Origin of the sequence: Pseudomonas maumuensis, from assembly GCF_019139675.1 — a bacterium.
GTDB classification, from domain to species: domain Bacteria; phylum Pseudomonadota; class Gammaproteobacteria; order Pseudomonadales; family Pseudomonadaceae; genus Aquipseudomonas; species Aquipseudomonas maumuensis.
Window position 1 is genome coordinate 4,735,366 of sequence record NZ_CP077077.1, and the last position, 16,876, is coordinate 4,752,241.

Below are 16,876 nucleotides of genomic sequence, written 5' to 3' on the forward strand. Positions count from 1 at the left end.
CTCGTTTACCTCAGTTTCAGGGTGGCAAGGCCAATCAGCACGAGAATCACGGTGATGATCCAGAAGCGGACGATCACCCGTGGCTCGGGCCAACCCTTGAGTTCAAAGTGGTGGTGGATCGGCGCCATGCGGAACACGCGCTTGCCGGTCAGCTTGAACGAGGCCACCTGGATGACCACCGACAAGGTTTCCATCACGAACACGCCGCCCATGATGAACAGCACGATTTCCTGGCGGACGATCACCGCGATGGTGCCCAATGCAGCGCCCAGCGCCAGCGCGCCGACGTCGCCCATGAATACCTGGGCCGGGTAGGTGTTGAACCACAGGAAGCCCAGGCCCGCGCCGATCAGCGCGCCGCAGAACACGATCAGCTCGCCCGCGCCCGGCACGTACGGGATCAGCAGGTATTCGGCGAACTTCACGTTGCCCGACAGGTAGCAGAAGATGCCCAGCGCGCCGCCGACCATCACCGTCGGCATGATCGCCAGGCCATCGAGGCCGTCGGTCAGGTTGACCGCGTTGCTCGAGCCGACGATGACGAAATAGGTCAGCACGATGAAGCCAGCGCCCAGCGGGATGGCCAGGTCCTTGAGCATCGGGATGATCAGTGTGGTCTCGACGCTGGTCGGCGCGGTCTTGTAGAGGAAGATCGCCGCGGCCAAGCCGAACACCGACTGCCAGAAATACTTCCAGCGGCTCGGCAGGCCGCGGGAGTTCTTCTCGATCACCTTGCGGTAGTCGTCGACCCAGCCGATGGCGCCGAACGCCAAGGTGACGATCAGCACCACCCACACATAGCGGTTGCTCAGGTCGGCCCACAGCAGTGTGCTGATGGCGATGGCGGAGAGGATCAGCGCCCCGCCCATGGTCGGGGTGCCGGACTTGGACAGGTGCGATTGCGGGCCGTCGTTACGCACGGCCTGACCGATCTGGCGGATCTGCAGGGTACGGATCATCCACGGGCCCAGCCACAGGGCCAGGGACAGCGCGGTCAGCACACCCAGGATCCCGCGCAGGGTCAGGTACTGAAAGACCGCGAAGCCTTTGTGGAACTGTTGCAGATACTCAGCCAACAGCAGCAGCATTAATGTTTCTCCCCGCTGGCACCGCACAGTGCGGCCACGACGTTTTCCATCGCAGCGCTGCGCGAGCCCTTGATCAAGATAGTGGTGTCGCTGGCGGTCTCGGCCTTGACGGCTTCGATCAGCTCAGCTTGAGTGGCGAAATGGCGACCATTGGTACCGAATGCCTGAACGGCGTAGGCCATATTGGTGCCCACCGCGTACAGCGCATCGACCTTGCCACGTGCATAGTCACCTACCTGGCGGTGACCTTCCTCGGCCCATTGCCCCAGTTCGCCGATATCCCCGAGCACCAGGACGGTGCGGCCGGAAAAGCCGGCGAGTATATCAATGGCGGCACACATCGAGGTGGGATTTGCGTTGTAGCTGTCGTCGATCACCCGCGCGCCGCTAGGCGCAATCTGCGCAACGGTACGGCCCTTGACCGGTTGCACGGCGCCAAGGCCGGCGGCGATGCCGCTCAGGCTCAGACCAACGGCATAGGCTGCGGCGGCGGCGGCCAGGGCGTTGCTGACGTTATGGATGCCGAGCAGGTTCAGTTGCACCGGGACGCTGCCGTCCGGGCCGTGCAGGGTGAACGAGGGGCAGCCACGGGCGTCGCGGCCGATATCGCTGGCGTGGAAGTCGGCCTGCGGATTGTCCAGCGCGAAGCTGAGAACACGGTGCTGCCCGGCGCGCCGGCGCCAGATGTCGAACGCCTTGTCGGCCAGGTTGAGGATGGCCGTGCCGCCCTCGCCCAGGCCTTCGAGGATCTCGCCCTTGGCCTCGACGATCTTCTCCGGGCCGCCGAACTCGCCAACGTGGGCGGTACCGGCGTTGTTGATGATGACTACCTGCGGCCGGGTCAGGCCGACGGTGTAGCGGATCTCGCCGATGCGCGAGGCACCCAGTTCGATCACCGCGGCGCTGTGCTCCGGGGCGATCTCCAGCAGGGTCAGCGGTGCGCCGAGGTCGTTGTTGAGGTTGCCACGGGTGGCATGCACCGGCCCGCGGGTACGCAGGATCGCGGCGAGCATTTCCTTGACCGTAGTCTTGCCGCTGGAGCCGGTGATGGCCACCACCGGCTTGTCGAAGGCTGCACGATTCAGCGCACCGAGCTGGCCAAGCGCTACGCGGCAGTCGGCGACCACCAGTTGCGGCAGATCGACACCGGCGATTTCGCGCTCGACCAGCGCGGCGACCGCCCCCTTGGCCTTCACATCGGCCAGGTAGTCATGGCCATCGAAGCGCGGCCCGCTGAGGGCGACGAACAGTTGACCGGCAGCGACGCTGCGGCTGTCGATGCTGACGCCGGTGAAGCTGGCGTCGGCGCCTGCCAGGCGCGCATTCAAGGCAGCAGTCAACTGGCTGAGCATCATGGGCTTAAGCATGTGGAGCCTCCCAGGCGGCAAGGGCCTTCTCGGCTTCGACCAGATCGGAGAAGTCATGGCGCTCGCCATTGATCTCCTGGTAATCCTCGTGGCCCTTGCCGGCCAGGACGATCACATCCTCGGCAGCAGCAGTGGCGACCAGGTGGGCAATGGCCTGGCCACGGCCAGCGACGAATTCCACGCTGTCGGGCTGGGCAAAGCCGGGGCGAATGTCATCGAAGATGCGCTGCGGATCCTCGGTACGCGGGTTGTCATCAGTCACCAGCACACGATCGGCCAGGCGCTCGGCGACTGCCGCCATCAGCGGGCGCTTGCCGGCGTCACGGTCACCACCACAGCCGAACAGGCACAGCAACTTGCCGTGGGCGTGCGGGCGCAATGCCTCGAGCACCTTTTCCAGGGCATCCGGGGTGTGGGCGTAGTCGACCACCACCAACGGCTTTTTACCGCCACCCAGGCGCTGCATGCGGCCGACCGGCCCATGCAGTTGCGGGGTGACCTTGAGAATTTCGTCCAGCGGGTAATCCAGCGCCATCAGCGTGGCTACCGCCGCCAGCATGTTGCTCAGATTGAAACGCCCCAGCAGGCGGCTACGCAGGACATGCTCACCCTGTGGGGTAACGATCACGGCGCGCACGCCATCATCGTTGAAGACTGCCTCTTTGCAGAACAGCGTCGCCGCCGAATCCTGCAGGCTGTAGCAGATCAGGCGCGATGTGGCAGGAGCGTCTGCCAGGCGACGCCCAAAGTCATCATCCAGGTTGACCACCCGGGCACGCAGGCTCGACCAGGCGAACAACTTGGCCTTGGCGGCCTCGTAGGCCTCCATGCTGCCGTGGTAGTCCAAGTGGTCGCGGGACAGGTTGGTCATCACCGCGATATCGAAGTCCAGCGCGGCGACCCGACCCTGCTCGAGCGCATGGGAGGATACCTCCATGGCCACGGCCTTGGCCCCGCCCTTCTTCAGGTCGCCCAAGGTCGATTGCACAGCGATCGGGTCCGGCGTGGTCAGGCGGCCGCTCTGCAGTTCGCCATAAAAGCCGGTGCCGAGGGTGCCGATCAGGCCACAGCGCTTGCCCAGGGCGTCAAGCGCCTGGGCCAGCAGTTGGGTCACGCTGGTCTTGCCGTTGGTACCAGTCACGCCGACCAGGTCGAGCTGACGACTTGGCTCGCCATAGAAGCGCCCGGCAATCTGCGACAACTGGCCGATCAGGCCCTTGACCGGAATCAGAGGCGCATCAGTGAGCGGCAGCACGCTGGCGCCCTGCTCTTCATAGGCCACCGCAGCGGCGCCACGGGCCAGGGCATCGGCAATATGCGCGCGGCCATCGACCTTGGCTCCCGGCACCGCCAGGAACAGGTCACCCGGACGCACGGCGCGGCTGTCCAGGGTCAGCTCGCGGATCAACGGATCGCGGCTGGCATGGGCGAACAGTTTACTCAATGGCATCGTCATCAACCTCGCCCTCCCTTGGCGGGTACTGCGCTGGCTTGCTGCGTCGAGGGCGGCAGGTTGTCCGGCGGTACATTCATCAGGCGCAGGGTGCCCGACATCACTTTGCTGAATACGGGGGCCGAGACCAGGCCGCCGAAGTAGCCGCCCTTGCTCGGCTCGTCGATGACCACGACGATGGCGTAGCGCGGGTCGCTCATCGGGCCAAAGCCAGCGAACAGCGAACGGTAGGCGTTCTCGGTGTAGCCCTTGGAGCCGACGGTGGCTTTACGCGCCGTACCGGACTTGCCACCCACGTGGTAGAACGGCACCTGGGCACGGAATACCCCGCGCGGTGCTTCGATTACCTGCTGCAGCATGCCCTGCACGGTTTCGGCGGTTTCCTTGGGGATCGCCTGGACCGCTTCCGGGGTCTTGTCGACCTTTAGGATCGACAGCGGCACCATCTTGCCGTCGTTGGCCAGGGCGGCGTAGGCATGCACCAGTTGCAGGGCGGTCACCGACACGCCGTAGCCATACGACAAGGTTGCGGTCTCGGCCTTGCGCCACTCGCGGTGGTTGGGCAGGTTGCCGACGCGCTCGCCCGGGAAACCGAGGCCGGTGTACTGGCCCAGACCGACTTGGGACATCACCCGGTAGATGGCCTCGCCACCGATATCGAAGGCGATCTTGCTCATGCCGACGTTGGACGAGTTGATCAGGATGCCGGTCAGGTCGAGGATCGGGCCCTCGCTGCGCGAAACGTCCTTGATGGTGTAGCGGCCGATCTGCAGGCTACCCGGGTACACCTCGACCTTGTCGGTGGGCTTCCAGCGACCACTTTGCAAAGCGGCGCTCATGGAAATCGGCTTGACCGTCGAGCCTGGCTCGAAAACGTCGATGATCGCCCGGTTGCGCATCGCCGCCGGGAACATGCTGCGGCGGTTGTTCGGGTTGTAGGTCGGCTGGTTGACCATGGCCAGGACCTCGCCGGTCTTGACGTCCATGATCACCAGGCTGCCAGCCTTGGCTTCCTGTTCGGCAATGGCGTTGCGCAGCTCGCGGGTGGCCAGGTACTGCAGACGCAGGTCTATCGACAACGCCAAGGTCTTGCCGGCCTTGGCGTTCTTGGTTACCTGGATGTCCTTGATCAGCCGGCCACGCCGGTCCTTGATCACCTGCCGCTTGCCGGGCACCCCGGCGAGCCATTCGTCGTAGGCGAGCTCGACGCCTTCACGACCATGGTCATCCAGGTCGGTGAAGCCGACCATGTGCGCGGTGACGTCACCGGCCGGATAGAAGCGGCGGAACTCTTCGAGGCCGTATACGCCCGGAACCTTCAGGTCGAGCACGTGCTGGCCCTGCTCAGGGGTCAGGCCGCGGACCAGGTAGATGAACTCCTTGCTGGCCTGCTGGGTGAGGCGCTCGCTCAACTGCTGTGGGTTCTGCCCAAGCGCAGCCGCCAGCTGCGGCCAGCGGTCCTTGGCCGCCTGCATTTCCTTGGGGTTGGCCCACAAGGTGGTGACAGGCGTACTGACAGCCAGCGGCTCGCCGTTGCGATCGGTGATCAGGCCGCGGTGCGCGGGGATGGGAATATGGCGCAGGCTGCGAGCGTCGCCCTGCCCCTTGAGGAAGTCGCGGTCGACGACCTGCAGGTCGATGATGCGCCAGCAGATGGCACCGACCATCAGCGCCAGCAAACCGACCACCACCCGGAAGCGCCAGGGGTAGAGTGCGCCTTCGAGCTTCATCATGGCGCGACCATCCGCACTTCGTCGGCGGCGGGCACACGCATCCTGAGCTGTTCCGAGGCCAGGCTCTCGATACGGCTGGAGGCGGTCCAGGTGCTTTGCTCGAGGATCAACCGGCCCCACTCGGCCTGAGCCTTGTCGCGCTCGTTCAATTCACCGTACAGGGTGTTGAGCAACTGACGGTTCCAGTGGGCGCTGTAGGAAACGGCGATCGACGAAATCAGGACGGCGACGAACAGCAGAAGCATCAGGAAGCTTCCGCCTGGCAGCGGCTTGGCAAACAGCCTGCTCACCGCAATTTCTCCGCTACCCGCATGACGGCGCTACGCGACCGCGGGTTGGCCTTGAGTTCGGCTTCGGAGGCGAACTGCGCCTTGCCGATCAATTTGATCTTCGGCTCGAAGGCCTTGTGCTGGACCGGCAGGTTGCGCGGCAAATTGTCTGCCTCGCCCTTGACCAGCTTGCGCATGAACAGTTTGACGATACGGTCTTCCAACGAGTGGAAGCTGATCACTGCCAGGCGGCCACCCACCTCAAGGGCGTCGAGCGCGGCTTCAAGGCCGGTCTCGAGGTCGCCAAGCTCGTTGTTGACATGGATACGCAGGCCCTGGAAGGCGCGGGTCGCAGGGTTCTTGCCCTTTTCCCAGGCCGGGTTGGCGACCTTGAGCACTTCCGCCAGGTCGGCGGTACGGGTGAACGGCTGCTTCTCGCGACGCTCGACCACCGCGCGCGCCATACGACCGGCGAAGCGCTCCTCGCCGTACTCCTTGAACACGCGGGCAATCTCTTCGACGGGGGCGGTGGCGACGAACTCGGCGGCGCTGATGCCCTGGCCCGGGTTCATGCGCATGTCCAGCGGGCCGTCGTTAAGGAAGCTGAAGCCACGCTCGGGGTCGTCCAGTTGCGGCGAGGATACGCCCAGGTCGAGCAGGATACCGCTGACCTTGCCATCCAGGCCGCGGGCGCGCACCTCGTCGCCGAGTTCGGCAAAGCTGCGCTGCACAATGACAAAGCGGCCGTCTTCGGCCGCCAGCGCTTGCCCGGTGGCAATCGCCTGAGGATCCTTGTCGAACCCCAGCAACCGCCCTTGCGGCCCGAGCTTGCTGAGGATCAGGCGGCTGTGGCCGCCACGCCCGAAGGTGCCGTCCAGATAGCAACCGTCGGCGCGCAGGGCCAATGCCTCGACGGCTTCGTCGAGGAGGACGGTGATGTGGTTGAAGCCGCTATCTATTGTCACAGGATCAGGTCACGCAAATCATCGGGCATGGCGCCCGGTTGTTGAATAGCTGCAAGGTCGGCTGCCGAAACCGCGTTCCAGGCATCCTCGTCCCACAGCTGGAATTTGTTCAGCTGCCCCACCAACATCGCCTTCTTGTCCAACTTGGCGTACTCACGCAGGCGCGGCGGCACCAGGAAACGCCCGCTGCCATCGAGCTCCAGGTCCACCGCATTACCAATCAGCAATCGCTGCAGGCGACGGTTTTCCTCACGCAGCGACGGCAAGGCACGCAACTTGGCTTCTATCTGTTCCCACTCATCGAGGGGGTAAACACACAAGCAGGGGTCAACGGCGTCGATGGTCACGATCAGTTGACCATTGCAACGCGAATCGAGCTCGTCACGGTACCGGCTCGGCATGGCGAGACGGCCCTTGGCATCGAGGCTGACGGCGTTGGCTCCGCGGAACACGGCTGCGATTCCCCACAATGTTAGCTTTTTTGTGCCAGAAAACCCACTTCATCCCACTTTCTGCCACTTGCGCACACTATAGGAATCCGCCCGCCACACCGTCAAGGCACGTTCATAGGGAAATCCCTTACAGGACGGCGATTTAGCTCAACAAAGGAAGGTGGAAGGAGTACAAGAGAGAAAAACTGACGGAAAAAATCAAGCACACTCAAGTGGATAGAGTGGGAAGTTAAAGTAAATTATTAAGAGTAAGATTTTTTCGGTATTACCAGGACGCATCTGCTATCGATTCAAGCAGGAAAGGAAGAGGTGGAGAGTCGATCTGTAAGCCGGGTTTTGTCGAGGACAGTCATTCCTCTACGACGGCCATCACTGGACGCCTCTAGCAACCTACCCGGTTCCGACGCGGGCCACGCCGTATGGAACCCTATTTGGTCTTGCTCCGAGTGGGGTTTACCTAGCCACGGACTGTTGCCAGCCGTGCGGTGCGCTCTTACCGCACCTTTTCACCCTTACCGGCACCGAAGTGCTTAGGCGGTTGTTTTCTGTGGCACTTTCCGTAGGCTCGCGCCTCCCAGGCGTTACCTGGCACTCTGCCCTATGGAGCCCGGACTTTCCTCCCCCGCCTTTTGCGGAACAAAAGACGGCAGCGACTGTCCGATCGACTCTCCGCGAGCAAGGTTACCGGTAGCCACGCTCAAGAACAAGCGGCGCGATGAATAATACCATTGCGCCACTATTGGGATTTCTGCTTTTCCAGGGCCAACTGATAGAGCAGATTCTTGCGCACGCCAGTAATCTCGGCAGCCAATGCCGCAGCCTTTTTCAGTGGCAACTCCGCCAGCAGCAGGTCCAGTACCCGCTGCGCCTCGGCGCTGATCGCCTGCTCACCCTCCGGCGCACTCCAGCCAGCCACCAACACCACACATTCACCACGCTGCTGGTTGCTGTCGCCCTGTACGAATGCGCGCAACTCGGCCAGCGGTAAGCCTTTGAGGGTCTCGAAGGTCTTGGTGATCTCGCGCGCCAGCAGCGCCGGGCGCTCGCCGCCGAACACCGCCTCCATGTCTTCAAGGCACTCGAGGATCCGGTGTGGCGCCTCGTAGAAGATCAGGGTGCGCGGCTCTTCCTTGACCTGCTCCAGACGCGCACGGCGCCCGGCGGCTTTGGCCGGCAGGAAGCCTTCGAAGATGAAGCGGTCCGACGGCAACCCTGCCGCCGACAGCGCGGCGATCAACGCACAGGCACCCGGCACCGGCACCACCTGCACGCCCGCAGCACGCGCCTGGCGCACCAGGTGATAGCCCGGATCGGAAATCAGCGGCGTGCCGGCATCGGACACCAGCGCCACATCGTCGCCAGCCAGCAGGCGGGTGATGAAGCGCCCGCCCTCGTCACGCTCGTTGTGCTCATGGCAAGCGGCCAGCGGCGTGTCGATGCCGAAGTGTTGCAGCAGGCGCACCGAGTGACGGGTGTCCTCGGCGGCGATCAGACTGACATCCGCCAGCACCTTCAGCGCCCGGGCGCTCATGTCGTCGAGGTTGCCGATGGGCGTGGCAACGACGTAAAGCTTGCCCAACGTGGATTTCGAAACCCCTGCAACATCAGTCACTGCGCACACCTGCTTTCCGGATCAAAGGTCGCCATTGTAGCCCGAGCACCGGTAACAGGGCGCAAAGAACTTCGCCCCGGGCACACCACGGGCCACCTATAGTGAAGGTTCGTTGTCGGCGAGATCGCGCCGTGCCCCCCGCTTGGGTACAATTGCCGGCCAACTTGATCGAGTAACAGGACCTTTACATGATCGCTTGTCTGCGGCTGCTCACAGCCCTCTGCCTCGCTGCCCTGCTGGCAGCCTGCGCCAGCTCGCCCTCATCCAGCCTGGGCGAACTGCCACGCACCCCGGACGCCAGCATCGAGCAACTGCTCGAGAAGGCGGCCTCCAGCAAGTCCGCCGAGGATGCAGCCCTGCTGCGCTTGAGCGCCGCGGACCTGGCATACAAGCAAAAGGACTTCCCACGCGCCGCGCGGATTCTCGAGCAGGTCTCGCTGGAGCCGCTCAAGCCCGCCCAGCAGGTGTTCGCCTCCACCCTGGCCGCCGAGCTCGCCATGAGCCGCAACCAGCCCAAGGCCGCCCTGACCGCCCTCGCCCACCCGAGCCTGCAACGCGTCGGCGAACTACCGACCGAGCAGCAGGTCCGCACCTACAGCGTTCACGCCGCCGCCCTCGAAGCGGACGGCCAGGCCCTGGCCGCCGCCCAGCAGCGCGTACTGCTGGCCCCCCAGCTCAGTGGCCAGGCTGCCGCTGGCAACAATGACGCGATCTGGGCCCTGGTCGCCTCGCTGCCCGCCGAGCAGCTGCAGCAACCGGCCACCAACGAGACACTGGCCGGCTGGACCAGCCTGGCCCTGGCCGTGAAGCGCGCCGGCACCCTCGAACAACAACAGGCCGCCATCGACACCTGGCGCCAGCAGCACTCCGAGCACCCGGCGGCCAAGCAATTGCCGACAGCCCTGGTCAAACTCAAGGAGCTGGCCAGCCAGCCACTGACTAAGATCGCCCTGCTGCTACCCCAGGAAGGTGCCCTGGCCGGCGTCGCCCGAGCCCTGCGTGACGGCTTCATGGCCGCTCACTTCCAGGCCCAGCAAGGTGGCCAGCCCGCCCCTGCAGTACAAGTGTTCGACAGCTCGCGCATCACCTCGCTCGACGACTTCTACCGCCAAGCCCAGGCTGCCGGCGTGCAACTGGTGGTCGGCCCGCTGGAAAAGCCGCTGGTCAAGAAACTCGCCGCCTACCCGCAACTGCCTATCACCACCCTGGCCCTGAATTACGCCGACGCCGGCCAGAAAGCGCCGCCACAACTGTTCCAGTTCGGCCTGGCCGCCGAGGACGAAGCCCGCGAAGTGGCACGCCGTGCCCGCGCCGATGGCATGGTTCGCGCCGTGGCCCTGGTACCGAGCGGTGAATGGGGCGACCGCGTGCTCGCCGCCTTCCGCCAGGACTGGGAAGGCAATGGCGGCACCCTGATCACCGCGCAGCGTATCGCCCAGCCCGTCGCCCTCGCCCAACAGATCGCCGATCTGTTCCAGCTGCGCCAGAGCGAAGGCCGCGCCAAGAGCCTGCAGAGCACCGTCGGCGGCACCATCGCCGCGCAACCTTCGCGCCGCCAGGACATCGACTTCATCTTCCTCGCCTCGACGCCACAGCAGGCCCAGCAAATCAAGCCGACGCTGAACTTCCAGTACGCCGGCGACGTGCCGGTCTACGCCACCTCCAACCTGTACAGCGCCAGCGGTGACGTGAACCAGTACAACGACATGAACGGCATCCGCTTCTGCGAAACGCCTTGGCTGCTGGACACCACCAACAGCCTGCGTCAGCAAGTCGTGCAGCAGTGGCCCCAGGCCGCCGGCAGCCTCGGTCGCCTGTACGCCATGGGCGTCGACGCCTACAGCCTGGCTCCGCGCCTGGGTCAGCTCAAGGCACTGCCGGACAACCGCATCGAAGGCCTGTCCGGTAGCCTGAGCATGAACCCCAGCCAGCGCATCGAACGCCAGCTGCCATGGGCCGAATTCGCCGGCGGCCAGGTCAAGCGCCTGCCGGACACCCCTCGCTGATGCCCGGCGCATCGCCCAGCCTTGCCGGCCAGGCAGCCGAAGATCACGCCCTTGAATACCTTCAAGGGCAAGGTCTGCGGCTGCTGGAGCGCAACTGGCGATGCAAGGGGGGCGAGCTCGATCTGGTCATGCTCGATGCCGATACAGTAGTATTCGTCGAAGTCCGCTACCGGTTGCATGCGGAGTTCGGCGGAGCGCTCGCCAGTATCGATGGGCGCAAGCAGCAACGACTGGCGCTTGCCGCCAACCTCTTCCTGCAGCACGAACCCCGCTGGGCCACCCGACCCTGCCGCTTCGACGTTGTCGCCCTGCAGGGCCGGGGGCATGCGGGGCAACCGCTTCAATGGCTGAAAAATGCCTTCGAATGCTGAACCCATTTCGATTTTCTAGCTCTATGTTTCGCGGGCTGGTCACTGTTGCGCGTAGCAAAGGCCACCGCCCCTCTTAAGGTCACCCAGATGGACATGCAATCCCGAATTCGCCGGCTGTTCCAGGCCAGCATCGACACCAAGCAACAGGCAATGGACATCCTGGCACCCCACATCGAGCAGGCCAGCCTGGTCATGGTCAACGCCCTGCTCAACGACGGCAAGATGCTCGCGTGCGGCAACGGCGGCTCGGCAGGCGATGCCCAGCACTTCTCCTCGGAGTTGCTCAACCGCTTCGAGCGTGAGCGCCCGAGCCTGCCGGCCATCGCCCTGACCACCGACAGCTCCACACTGACCTCGATCGCCAACGACTACAGCTACAACGAAGTCTTCTCCAAGCAGATCCGCGCCCTGGGCCAGCCCGGCGATGTGCTGCTGGCGATCTCCACCAGCGGCAATTCGGCCAACGTGATCCAGGCGATCCAGGCCGCCCACGACCGCGAAATGATTGTTGTCGCCCTGACCGGGCGCGATGGCGGCGGCATGGCCTCGCTGCTGCTGCCCGAGGACGTCGAGATCCGCGTCCCCGCCACGGTCACCGCGCGCATCCAGGAAGTCCACCTGCTGGCGATCCACTGTCTGTGCGACCTGATCGACAGCCAACTGTTCGGGAGTGAAGAATGATCTCCAAGCGTATCGGCCTGATGGCCCTGACCCTGTGCCTCGGCGTATCGGGCTGCAGTTCCGTGCTCACCTCGGCGCGCAACTCGCCTATCGAGGATGACCGCGGCACCCGCACCATCGGCAGCAAGATCGACGATTCGCTGATCGAGACCAAGGTCTCGGTCAACATCGCCAAGGCCAACCCAGAGCTGGACAAAGGCTCGCACATCGTCGTCAGCAGCTACAACAGTGTCGTGCTGCTTGCCGGCCAGACACCACGCGCCGACCTCAAGTCCCTCGCCGAGCAGACCGCAGGCCAGGTGCAGCGAGTCAAGAAGGTACACAACGAGCTGCAGGTGATGCAGCCATCGTCGATCCTGGCACGCAACAACGACGCCTGGCTGACCACCAAGATCAAGACCCAGATGCTGACCGACGAAAGTGTCCCTAGCTCGCGCATCAAGGTGATCACCGAAAACGGCATCGTCTACCTCCTCGGCCTGGTCAGGCAGCAGGAGGCAAACGCCGCCACCAACGTGGTGCAGGGCGTGTCGGGTGTGCAGAAGATCGTCAAGCTGTTCGAATACATCGACTGACTACCATGCGGCGGGTGTCGTGACACCCGCCTTTCCCTCTGATCCAGGAAGTACCCCATGAAAAATCTGCTGCTGCCCGCCCTGCTGATCGGCACCTTCGCCACCCTGGCTGGCTGCTCCACTCCGAGCGTGATCACCCTCAACGATGGCCGCGAACTGCAGACCACCGACACGCCGCATTTCGATCGCAATTCCGGTTTCTATGAGTTCAAGCAACTTGACGGCAAGCCGACCCGCATCAACAAGGACCAGGTTCAGAGCATCAAAGACCTGTAATTGCGGCAGTAATGAAAAAGGCGATCCCTGCGGATCGCCTTTTTTGTCTCTGCCTGTTACTTCACGACTTTCAGGCTCGGACGACCACTGGGGCGCGGCGGCTCGGGCGGACCATCGTCATCCGGCTCGACGCCGTCGTCCTCAAGGTCATCCTCATCCGCGAGCGGCGGCTCCAGCTCGAACACCATGCCCTGGCCATTCTCCCGGGCATAGATCCCCAGGATGGCACCAATCGGCACATACAGCGAGTGCGCCACGCCACCGAAGCGCCCTTCGAAGCTCACCGCCTCGTTGTCCATATGCAGGCTGCGCACGGCACTGGGGGAGATGTTCAGGACGATCTGGCCATCACTGGCGAAACCTTGTGGCACCTGGACCGCCGGGTACTCGGCATTGACCAGCATATGGGGCGTGCAATCGTTGTCGACGATCCACTCGTACAGCGCGCGAACCAGATAGGGGCGACTGGAGTTCATCAACGGCTCCTCTTTAAACCTTGCGCATTTCACGTTCAGTAGCAGACAGGCTCGCCTGGAAAGGCTCGCGGGCGAACTGTCGCTCCATGTAATCCAGCAGCGGCTTGGCCTGCCGCGGCAATTCGATACCCATCACCGGCAAGCGCCAGAGTATGGGCAGTAGACAGCAATCGAGCAGGCTCTGCTCCTCGCTCATGAAACAGGCCATTTCGCCGAAAAGCGGCGCAACGCCAGTCAGGCTCTCGCGCAACTCCTTGCGCGCCTGGGCCCGTGCCGCGTCGCTGCTGCGCGAGTCCAGTACGGTGTCGGCCAGGCTGCACCAGTCACGCTGGATGCGGTACATCAGCAGGCGAGTGTTGCCACGGGCCACCGGATAGACCGGCATCAGCGGCGGGTGCGGGTAACGCTCTTCGAGATACTCCATCACCACAGTCGACTCGTACAACGCCAGGTCACGATCGACCAGGGTCGGCAGACTGCCATAAGGATTCACTTCGACCAGCTTGGGCGGCAGGCGATTGCGGTCGACATCGATGATCTGCACCGCGACGCCTTTCTCCGCGAGCACCAGGCGTACCCGATGAGAGTAATGGTCAGCGGGGTCGGAATAGCAGGCTAACCTGTTGGTTGCGCCCATGTAGCGCCTCCTCGCACGGGATGCTTGTAAAACTGCAAATGAAAACGCGCCCGGGGCACCCCAGCGACTTGGCTGGGGCACCCCGGGCGCGTTCAACTACCAGAAACTACTGCGTGATCAGTGCACGTCCTTCCAGTATTCGCGCTTGAGCAAGTAGGCGAACACGAAGAAGAAAGCCAGGTACAGCAACACGTAGGTACCGATGCGCTGGCTTTCCAGTTTGACCGGGTTGGCCGAATAGGCCAGGAAGGTCACCAGGTTCTTGACCTTCTCGTCGAACTGCTCGGTCGTCAGGGTACCGGATTTCTCCTCGACGGTCAGCTGGTCGCACGCTTCATGGGTCAATGGGCTGCCGGTTAGCGGGTCGTACTGCTTCTTGCCGTCGACCACACTCTGCACCTGCTTGCAGCCAATCACTTGGTTGCCCTGCAGGCCAACCAGCACGTTTGGCATGCCGACATTGGGGAAGACCTTGTTGTTCACCCCGTATGGCCGCGCCTTGTCTTCATAGAAGCTGCGCAGGTAGGTGTATAGCCAGTCGTTGCCACGCACCCGAGCCACCAGAGTGAGGTCGGGCGGCGCGGCGCCGAACCAGGTCTTGGCATCGTTGGGTTGCATGCCGATCTTCATGTGGTCGCCGATCTTGGCGCCAGTGAATACCAGGTTCTCGAGCATCAGCTCGTGGGGGATCCCCAGGTCGTCGGCGACACGCTCGTAACGCTGGAACTTGGCGCTATGGCACCCCATGCAATAGTTGGCGAAGGTGCGCGCACCATCCTGCATCGCGGCCTTGTCAGTCAGGTCGATATCGACCTTGTCCAGCTCCAGGCCGTGTTCGGCGGCGAACGAGAGGCCAGGCATCAATGCCAGCAAGCATACTGCAATAAACTTTTTCATCAGCCAGTCACCCTTTCCGGAACCGGTTTGGTCTTCTCAAGCCTTGTGTAGAACGGCATCAGCAGGAAGTAGGCGAAGTACAACACCGTGCATAGCTGCGACAGCAAGGTACGTCCCGGGGTCGGCGCCAGTACGCCCAGCACGCCAAGGATGACGAAGGACACGCAGAACACCAGCAACCAGATCTTGCTCAGCCAGCCCTTGTAGCGCATGGAGCGCACCGGACTGCGGTCAAGCCAGGGCAACACGAACAGCACCGCGATCGCCGCGCCCATGGCGATCACCCCGAACAGTTTGTCCGGCACCGCACGCAGAATCGCGTAGAACGGCGTGAAGTACCACACAGGGGCGATATGCTCAGGCGTCTTGAAGGCGTTGGCCTGCTCGAAGTTCGGTTTTTCCAGGAAGTAGCCTCCCATTTCCGGGAAGAAGAACACCACCGCGCAGAACACGAAGAGGAACACCACGACGCCGGCGATATCCTTGACCGTGTAGTACGGGTGGAACGGGATGCCATCCAGCGGGATGCCGTTCTCGTCCTTTTTCTTCTTGATGTCCACGCCATCTGGGTTGTTCGAACCCACTTCGTGCAGCGCCAGGATATGCAGCACCACCAGGCCCAGGATCACGATCGGCAAGGCCACCACGTGCAAGGCGAAGAAGCGGTTCAGGGTGATCCCGGAGATCAGGTAGTCACCACGGATCCACTGGGTCAGGTCATCACCGATCACCGGGATGGCGCCGAACAGCGAGATGATCACCTGGGCCCCCCAGTACGACATCTGGCCCCAGGGCAGCAGGTAGCCCATGAATGCCTCGGCCATCAGCGCCAGGTAGATCAGCATGCCGAACAACCAGACCAGCTCGCGCGGCTTCTGGTAAGAGCCGTAGAGCAGCCCACGGAACATGTGCAGGTAGACCACGATGAAGAACGCCGAAGCGCCGGTGGAGTGCAGGTAGCGCAGAATCCAGCCGTATTCGACGTCGCGCATGATGTACTCGACCGAGGCGAAGGCCTCTTCCGCCGAGGGGGTGAAACTCATGGTCAGCCACACGCCGGTGACGATCTGGTTGACCAGCACCAGCAACGCCAGCGAGCCGAAGAAGTACAGGAAGTTGAAGTTCTTGGGCGCGTAATACTTGCTTAGATGGTCTTCCCACATCTTCGTCGCGGGGAAGCGCGCATCGATCCACTCCATGAACTTACTCATCATGCGTTCTCCTGATCGACGCCGATGACGATGATTTCGTCCGACTCGTACGAGTGCGGTGGCACTGGCAGGTTGAGAGGCGCCGGCTGGGATTTGTAGACACGCCCGGCCAGGTCGTAGTGCGAACCGTGGCAGGGGCAGAAATAGCCACCGACCCATTTCGGACCCAGGTCAGCCGGAGCGACTTCAGGGCGGAAGGTCGGCGAACAACCCAGGTGCGTGCATAGGCCGACCAGGATGAGAATCTCGGGCTTGATCGAGCGAACTTGCGGGTCGACGTAGGTGGGCTGCACCGACGCCTTGGATTCAGGGTCGGACAGCTCGCCGGTGATCTTTTTCAGATTGCCGAGGATCTCTTCAGTTCGCCGCACGATGAATACAGGTTGCCCACGCCATTCAGCGACCATCTGCTGGCCAGGTTCGACCTTGGCGATATTGACCTTCACCGGTGCCCCTGCAGCTTTCGCCTTGGCACTGGGAAACCATGACCCCACGAACGGTACCGCTGCCCCCACTGCCCCCGCCGCCCCGACCACGGATGTCGCGGCTACGAGGAAGCGGCGCCGGCCTGCGTTGACGCCGTCATTGCTCATTCAGTCCTCTCCCATCAGCTTACTTGGCCTGTTTGAACAGGCATCTACTTAGGTACGTCTGTGGCACTAAAAATTGGCCGCAATGGTAAGGAACAAATCCACACGCTGACAAGGTGATTACCCGCTCGTCGGGCCACTACCCTCGCTTTGCTTGATCTGTGTCTATGCGACAAACGGCCACGGACTAGCAGACAGGTTAGTTGAAGACATAAAA

The 16,876-nt window shown here is 63.2% G+C and carries 18 protein-coding genes and 1 other RNA gene; 5 read left to right on the forward strand and 14 right to left on the reverse strand.

Annotation, left to right across the window (positions count from 1 at the left end):
• Window positions 1-5 precede the first annotated feature (5 nt).
• The 9 genes from mraY to rsmI all read right to left on the reverse strand — a co-directional run bounded on the left by mraY (window position 6) and on the right by rsmI (window position 8,939).
• Window positions 6-1,088 carry a phospho-N-acetylmuramoyl-pentapeptide-transferase gene (gene mraY, locus KSS90_RS21150; RefSeq protein ID WP_217867142.1) on the reverse strand — a complete coding sequence of 361 codons (1,083 nt, stop codon included), beginning with the start codon at window positions 1,086-1,088 and terminating at the stop codon, window positions 6-8.
• On the reverse strand, window positions 1,088-2,455 hold the full coding sequence (locus KSS90_RS21155) for a UDP-N-acetylmuramoyl-tripeptide--D-alanyl-D-alanine ligase (RefSeq protein WP_217867143.1): 1,368 nt from the start codon (window positions 2,453-2,455) through the stop codon (window positions 1,088-1,090). The genes mraY and KSS90_RS21155 overlap by 1 nt, the downstream gene beginning before the upstream one ends.
• Window positions 2,448-3,911 carry a UDP-N-acetylmuramoyl-L-alanyl-D-glutamate--2,6-diaminopimelate ligase gene (locus KSS90_RS21160; protein WP_217867144.1) on the reverse strand — a complete coding sequence of 488 codons (1,464 nt, stop codon included), beginning with the start codon at window positions 3,909-3,911 and terminating at the stop codon, window positions 2,448-2,450. Before KSS90_RS21160 ends, KSS90_RS21155 begins: the two co-directional genes overlap by 8 nt.
• On the reverse strand, window positions 3,911-5,638 hold the full coding sequence (locus tag KSS90_RS21165; protein WP_217869835.1) for a peptidoglycan D,D-transpeptidase FtsI family protein: 1,728 nt from the start codon (window positions 5,636-5,638) through the stop codon (window positions 3,911-3,913). Before KSS90_RS21165 ends, KSS90_RS21160 begins: the two co-directional genes overlap by 1 nt.
• On the reverse strand, window positions 5,638-5,931 hold the full coding sequence (ftsL, locus tag KSS90_RS21170) for a cell division protein FtsL (protein ID WP_046857013.1): 294 nt from the start codon (window positions 5,929-5,931) through the stop codon (window positions 5,638-5,640). The genes KSS90_RS21165 and ftsL overlap by 1 nt, the downstream gene beginning before the upstream one ends.
• The gene (gene rsmH, locus KSS90_RS21175; protein ID WP_046857014.1) at window positions 5,928-6,875 is read right to left on the reverse strand and encodes a 16S rRNA (cytosine(1402)-N(4))-methyltransferase RsmH; all 948 of its coding nucleotides are present in this window, start codon (window positions 6,873-6,875) and stop codon (window positions 5,928-5,930) included. The genes ftsL and rsmH overlap by 4 nt, the downstream gene beginning before the upstream one ends.
• Window positions 6,872-7,327 carry a division/cell wall cluster transcriptional repressor MraZ gene (gene mraZ, locus KSS90_RS21180; protein WP_011535546.1) on the reverse strand — a complete coding sequence of 152 codons (456 nt, stop codon included), beginning with the start codon at window positions 7,325-7,327 and terminating at the stop codon, window positions 6,872-6,874. Before mraZ ends, rsmH begins: the two co-directional genes overlap by 4 nt.
• Before the next feature lie 309 nt (window positions 7,328-7,636).
• Window positions 7,637-7,996: RNase P RNA component class A (gene rnpB / locus KSS90_RS21185), an RNA gene on the reverse strand.
• A 67-nt stretch (window positions 7,997-8,063) separates the two neighbouring features.
• Entirely contained in the window at window positions 8,064-8,939 is an 876-nt protein-coding gene (gene rsmI, locus KSS90_RS21190; RefSeq protein ID WP_217867145.1) for a 16S rRNA (cytidine(1402)-2'-O)-methyltransferase, read from the reverse strand.
• A 188-nt stretch (window positions 8,940-9,127) separates the two neighbouring features.
• Between rsmI and KSS90_RS21195 the strand changes: the two genes are divergently transcribed.
• From KSS90_RS21195 to KSS90_RS21215, 5 genes are all read left to right on the forward strand, one after another.
• Entirely contained in the window at window positions 9,128-10,945 is a 1,818-nt protein-coding gene (locus KSS90_RS21195; protein WP_217867146.1) for a penicillin-binding protein activator, read from the forward strand.
• Window positions 10,945-11,316, forward strand: a complete 372-nt coding sequence (locus KSS90_RS21200) for a YraN family protein (RefSeq protein WP_217867147.1) — start codon at window positions 10,945-10,947, stop codon at window positions 11,314-11,316. Before KSS90_RS21195 ends, KSS90_RS21200 begins: the two co-directional genes overlap by 1 nt.
• A gap of 87 nt (window positions 11,317-11,403) precedes the next feature.
• Complete coding sequence (locus KSS90_RS21205; protein WP_046857018.1) at window positions 11,404-11,997, forward strand: phosphoheptose isomerase; 594 nt, start codon at window positions 11,404-11,406, stop codon at window positions 11,995-11,997.
• Window positions 11,994-12,572, forward strand: a complete 579-nt coding sequence (locus KSS90_RS21210) for a BON domain-containing protein (RefSeq protein WP_217867148.1) — start codon at window positions 11,994-11,996, stop codon at window positions 12,570-12,572. Before KSS90_RS21205 ends, KSS90_RS21210 begins: the two co-directional genes overlap by 4 nt.
• 57 nt (window positions 12,573-12,629) lie before the next feature.
• A complete protein-coding gene (locus tag KSS90_RS21215) occupies window positions 12,630-12,848 on the forward strand; it encodes a YgdI/YgdR family lipoprotein (protein ID WP_217867149.1) in 219 nt (72 codons plus the stop codon).
• Between the two features lie 56 nt (window positions 12,849-12,904).
• On the opposite strand, the gene KSS90_RS21220 is transcribed toward KSS90_RS21215, so the two are convergent.
• From KSS90_RS21220 to petA, 5 genes are all read right to left on the reverse strand, one after another.
• Complete coding sequence (locus tag KSS90_RS21220; protein ID WP_217867150.1) at window positions 12,905-13,324, reverse strand: ClpXP protease specificity-enhancing factor; 420 nt, start codon at window positions 13,322-13,324, stop codon at window positions 12,905-12,907.
• A gap of 13 nt (window positions 13,325-13,337) precedes the next feature.
• Window positions 13,338-13,961 carry a glutathione S-transferase N-terminal domain-containing protein gene (locus KSS90_RS21225; RefSeq protein WP_217867151.1) on the reverse strand — a complete coding sequence of 208 codons (624 nt, stop codon included), beginning with the start codon at window positions 13,959-13,961 and terminating at the stop codon, window positions 13,338-13,340.
• Window positions 13,962-14,078: 117 nt separating this feature from the next.
• Entirely contained in the window at window positions 14,079-14,858 is a 780-nt protein-coding gene (locus KSS90_RS21230; RefSeq protein ID WP_023628713.1) for a cytochrome c1, read from the reverse strand.
• Window positions 14,858-16,069: a cytochrome b gene (locus KSS90_RS21235; RefSeq protein ID WP_217867152.1), complete on the reverse strand. Its 1,212-nt coding sequence runs from the start codon at window positions 16,067-16,069 to the stop codon at window positions 14,858-14,860. Before KSS90_RS21235 ends, KSS90_RS21230 begins: the two co-directional genes overlap by 1 nt.
• On the reverse strand, window positions 16,069-16,662 hold the full coding sequence (petA, locus tag KSS90_RS21240; protein WP_023628711.1) for a ubiquinol-cytochrome c reductase iron-sulfur subunit: 594 nt from the start codon (window positions 16,660-16,662) through the stop codon (window positions 16,069-16,071). Before petA ends, KSS90_RS21235 begins: the two co-directional genes overlap by 1 nt.
• Window positions 16,663-16,876 lie beyond the last annotated feature (214 nt).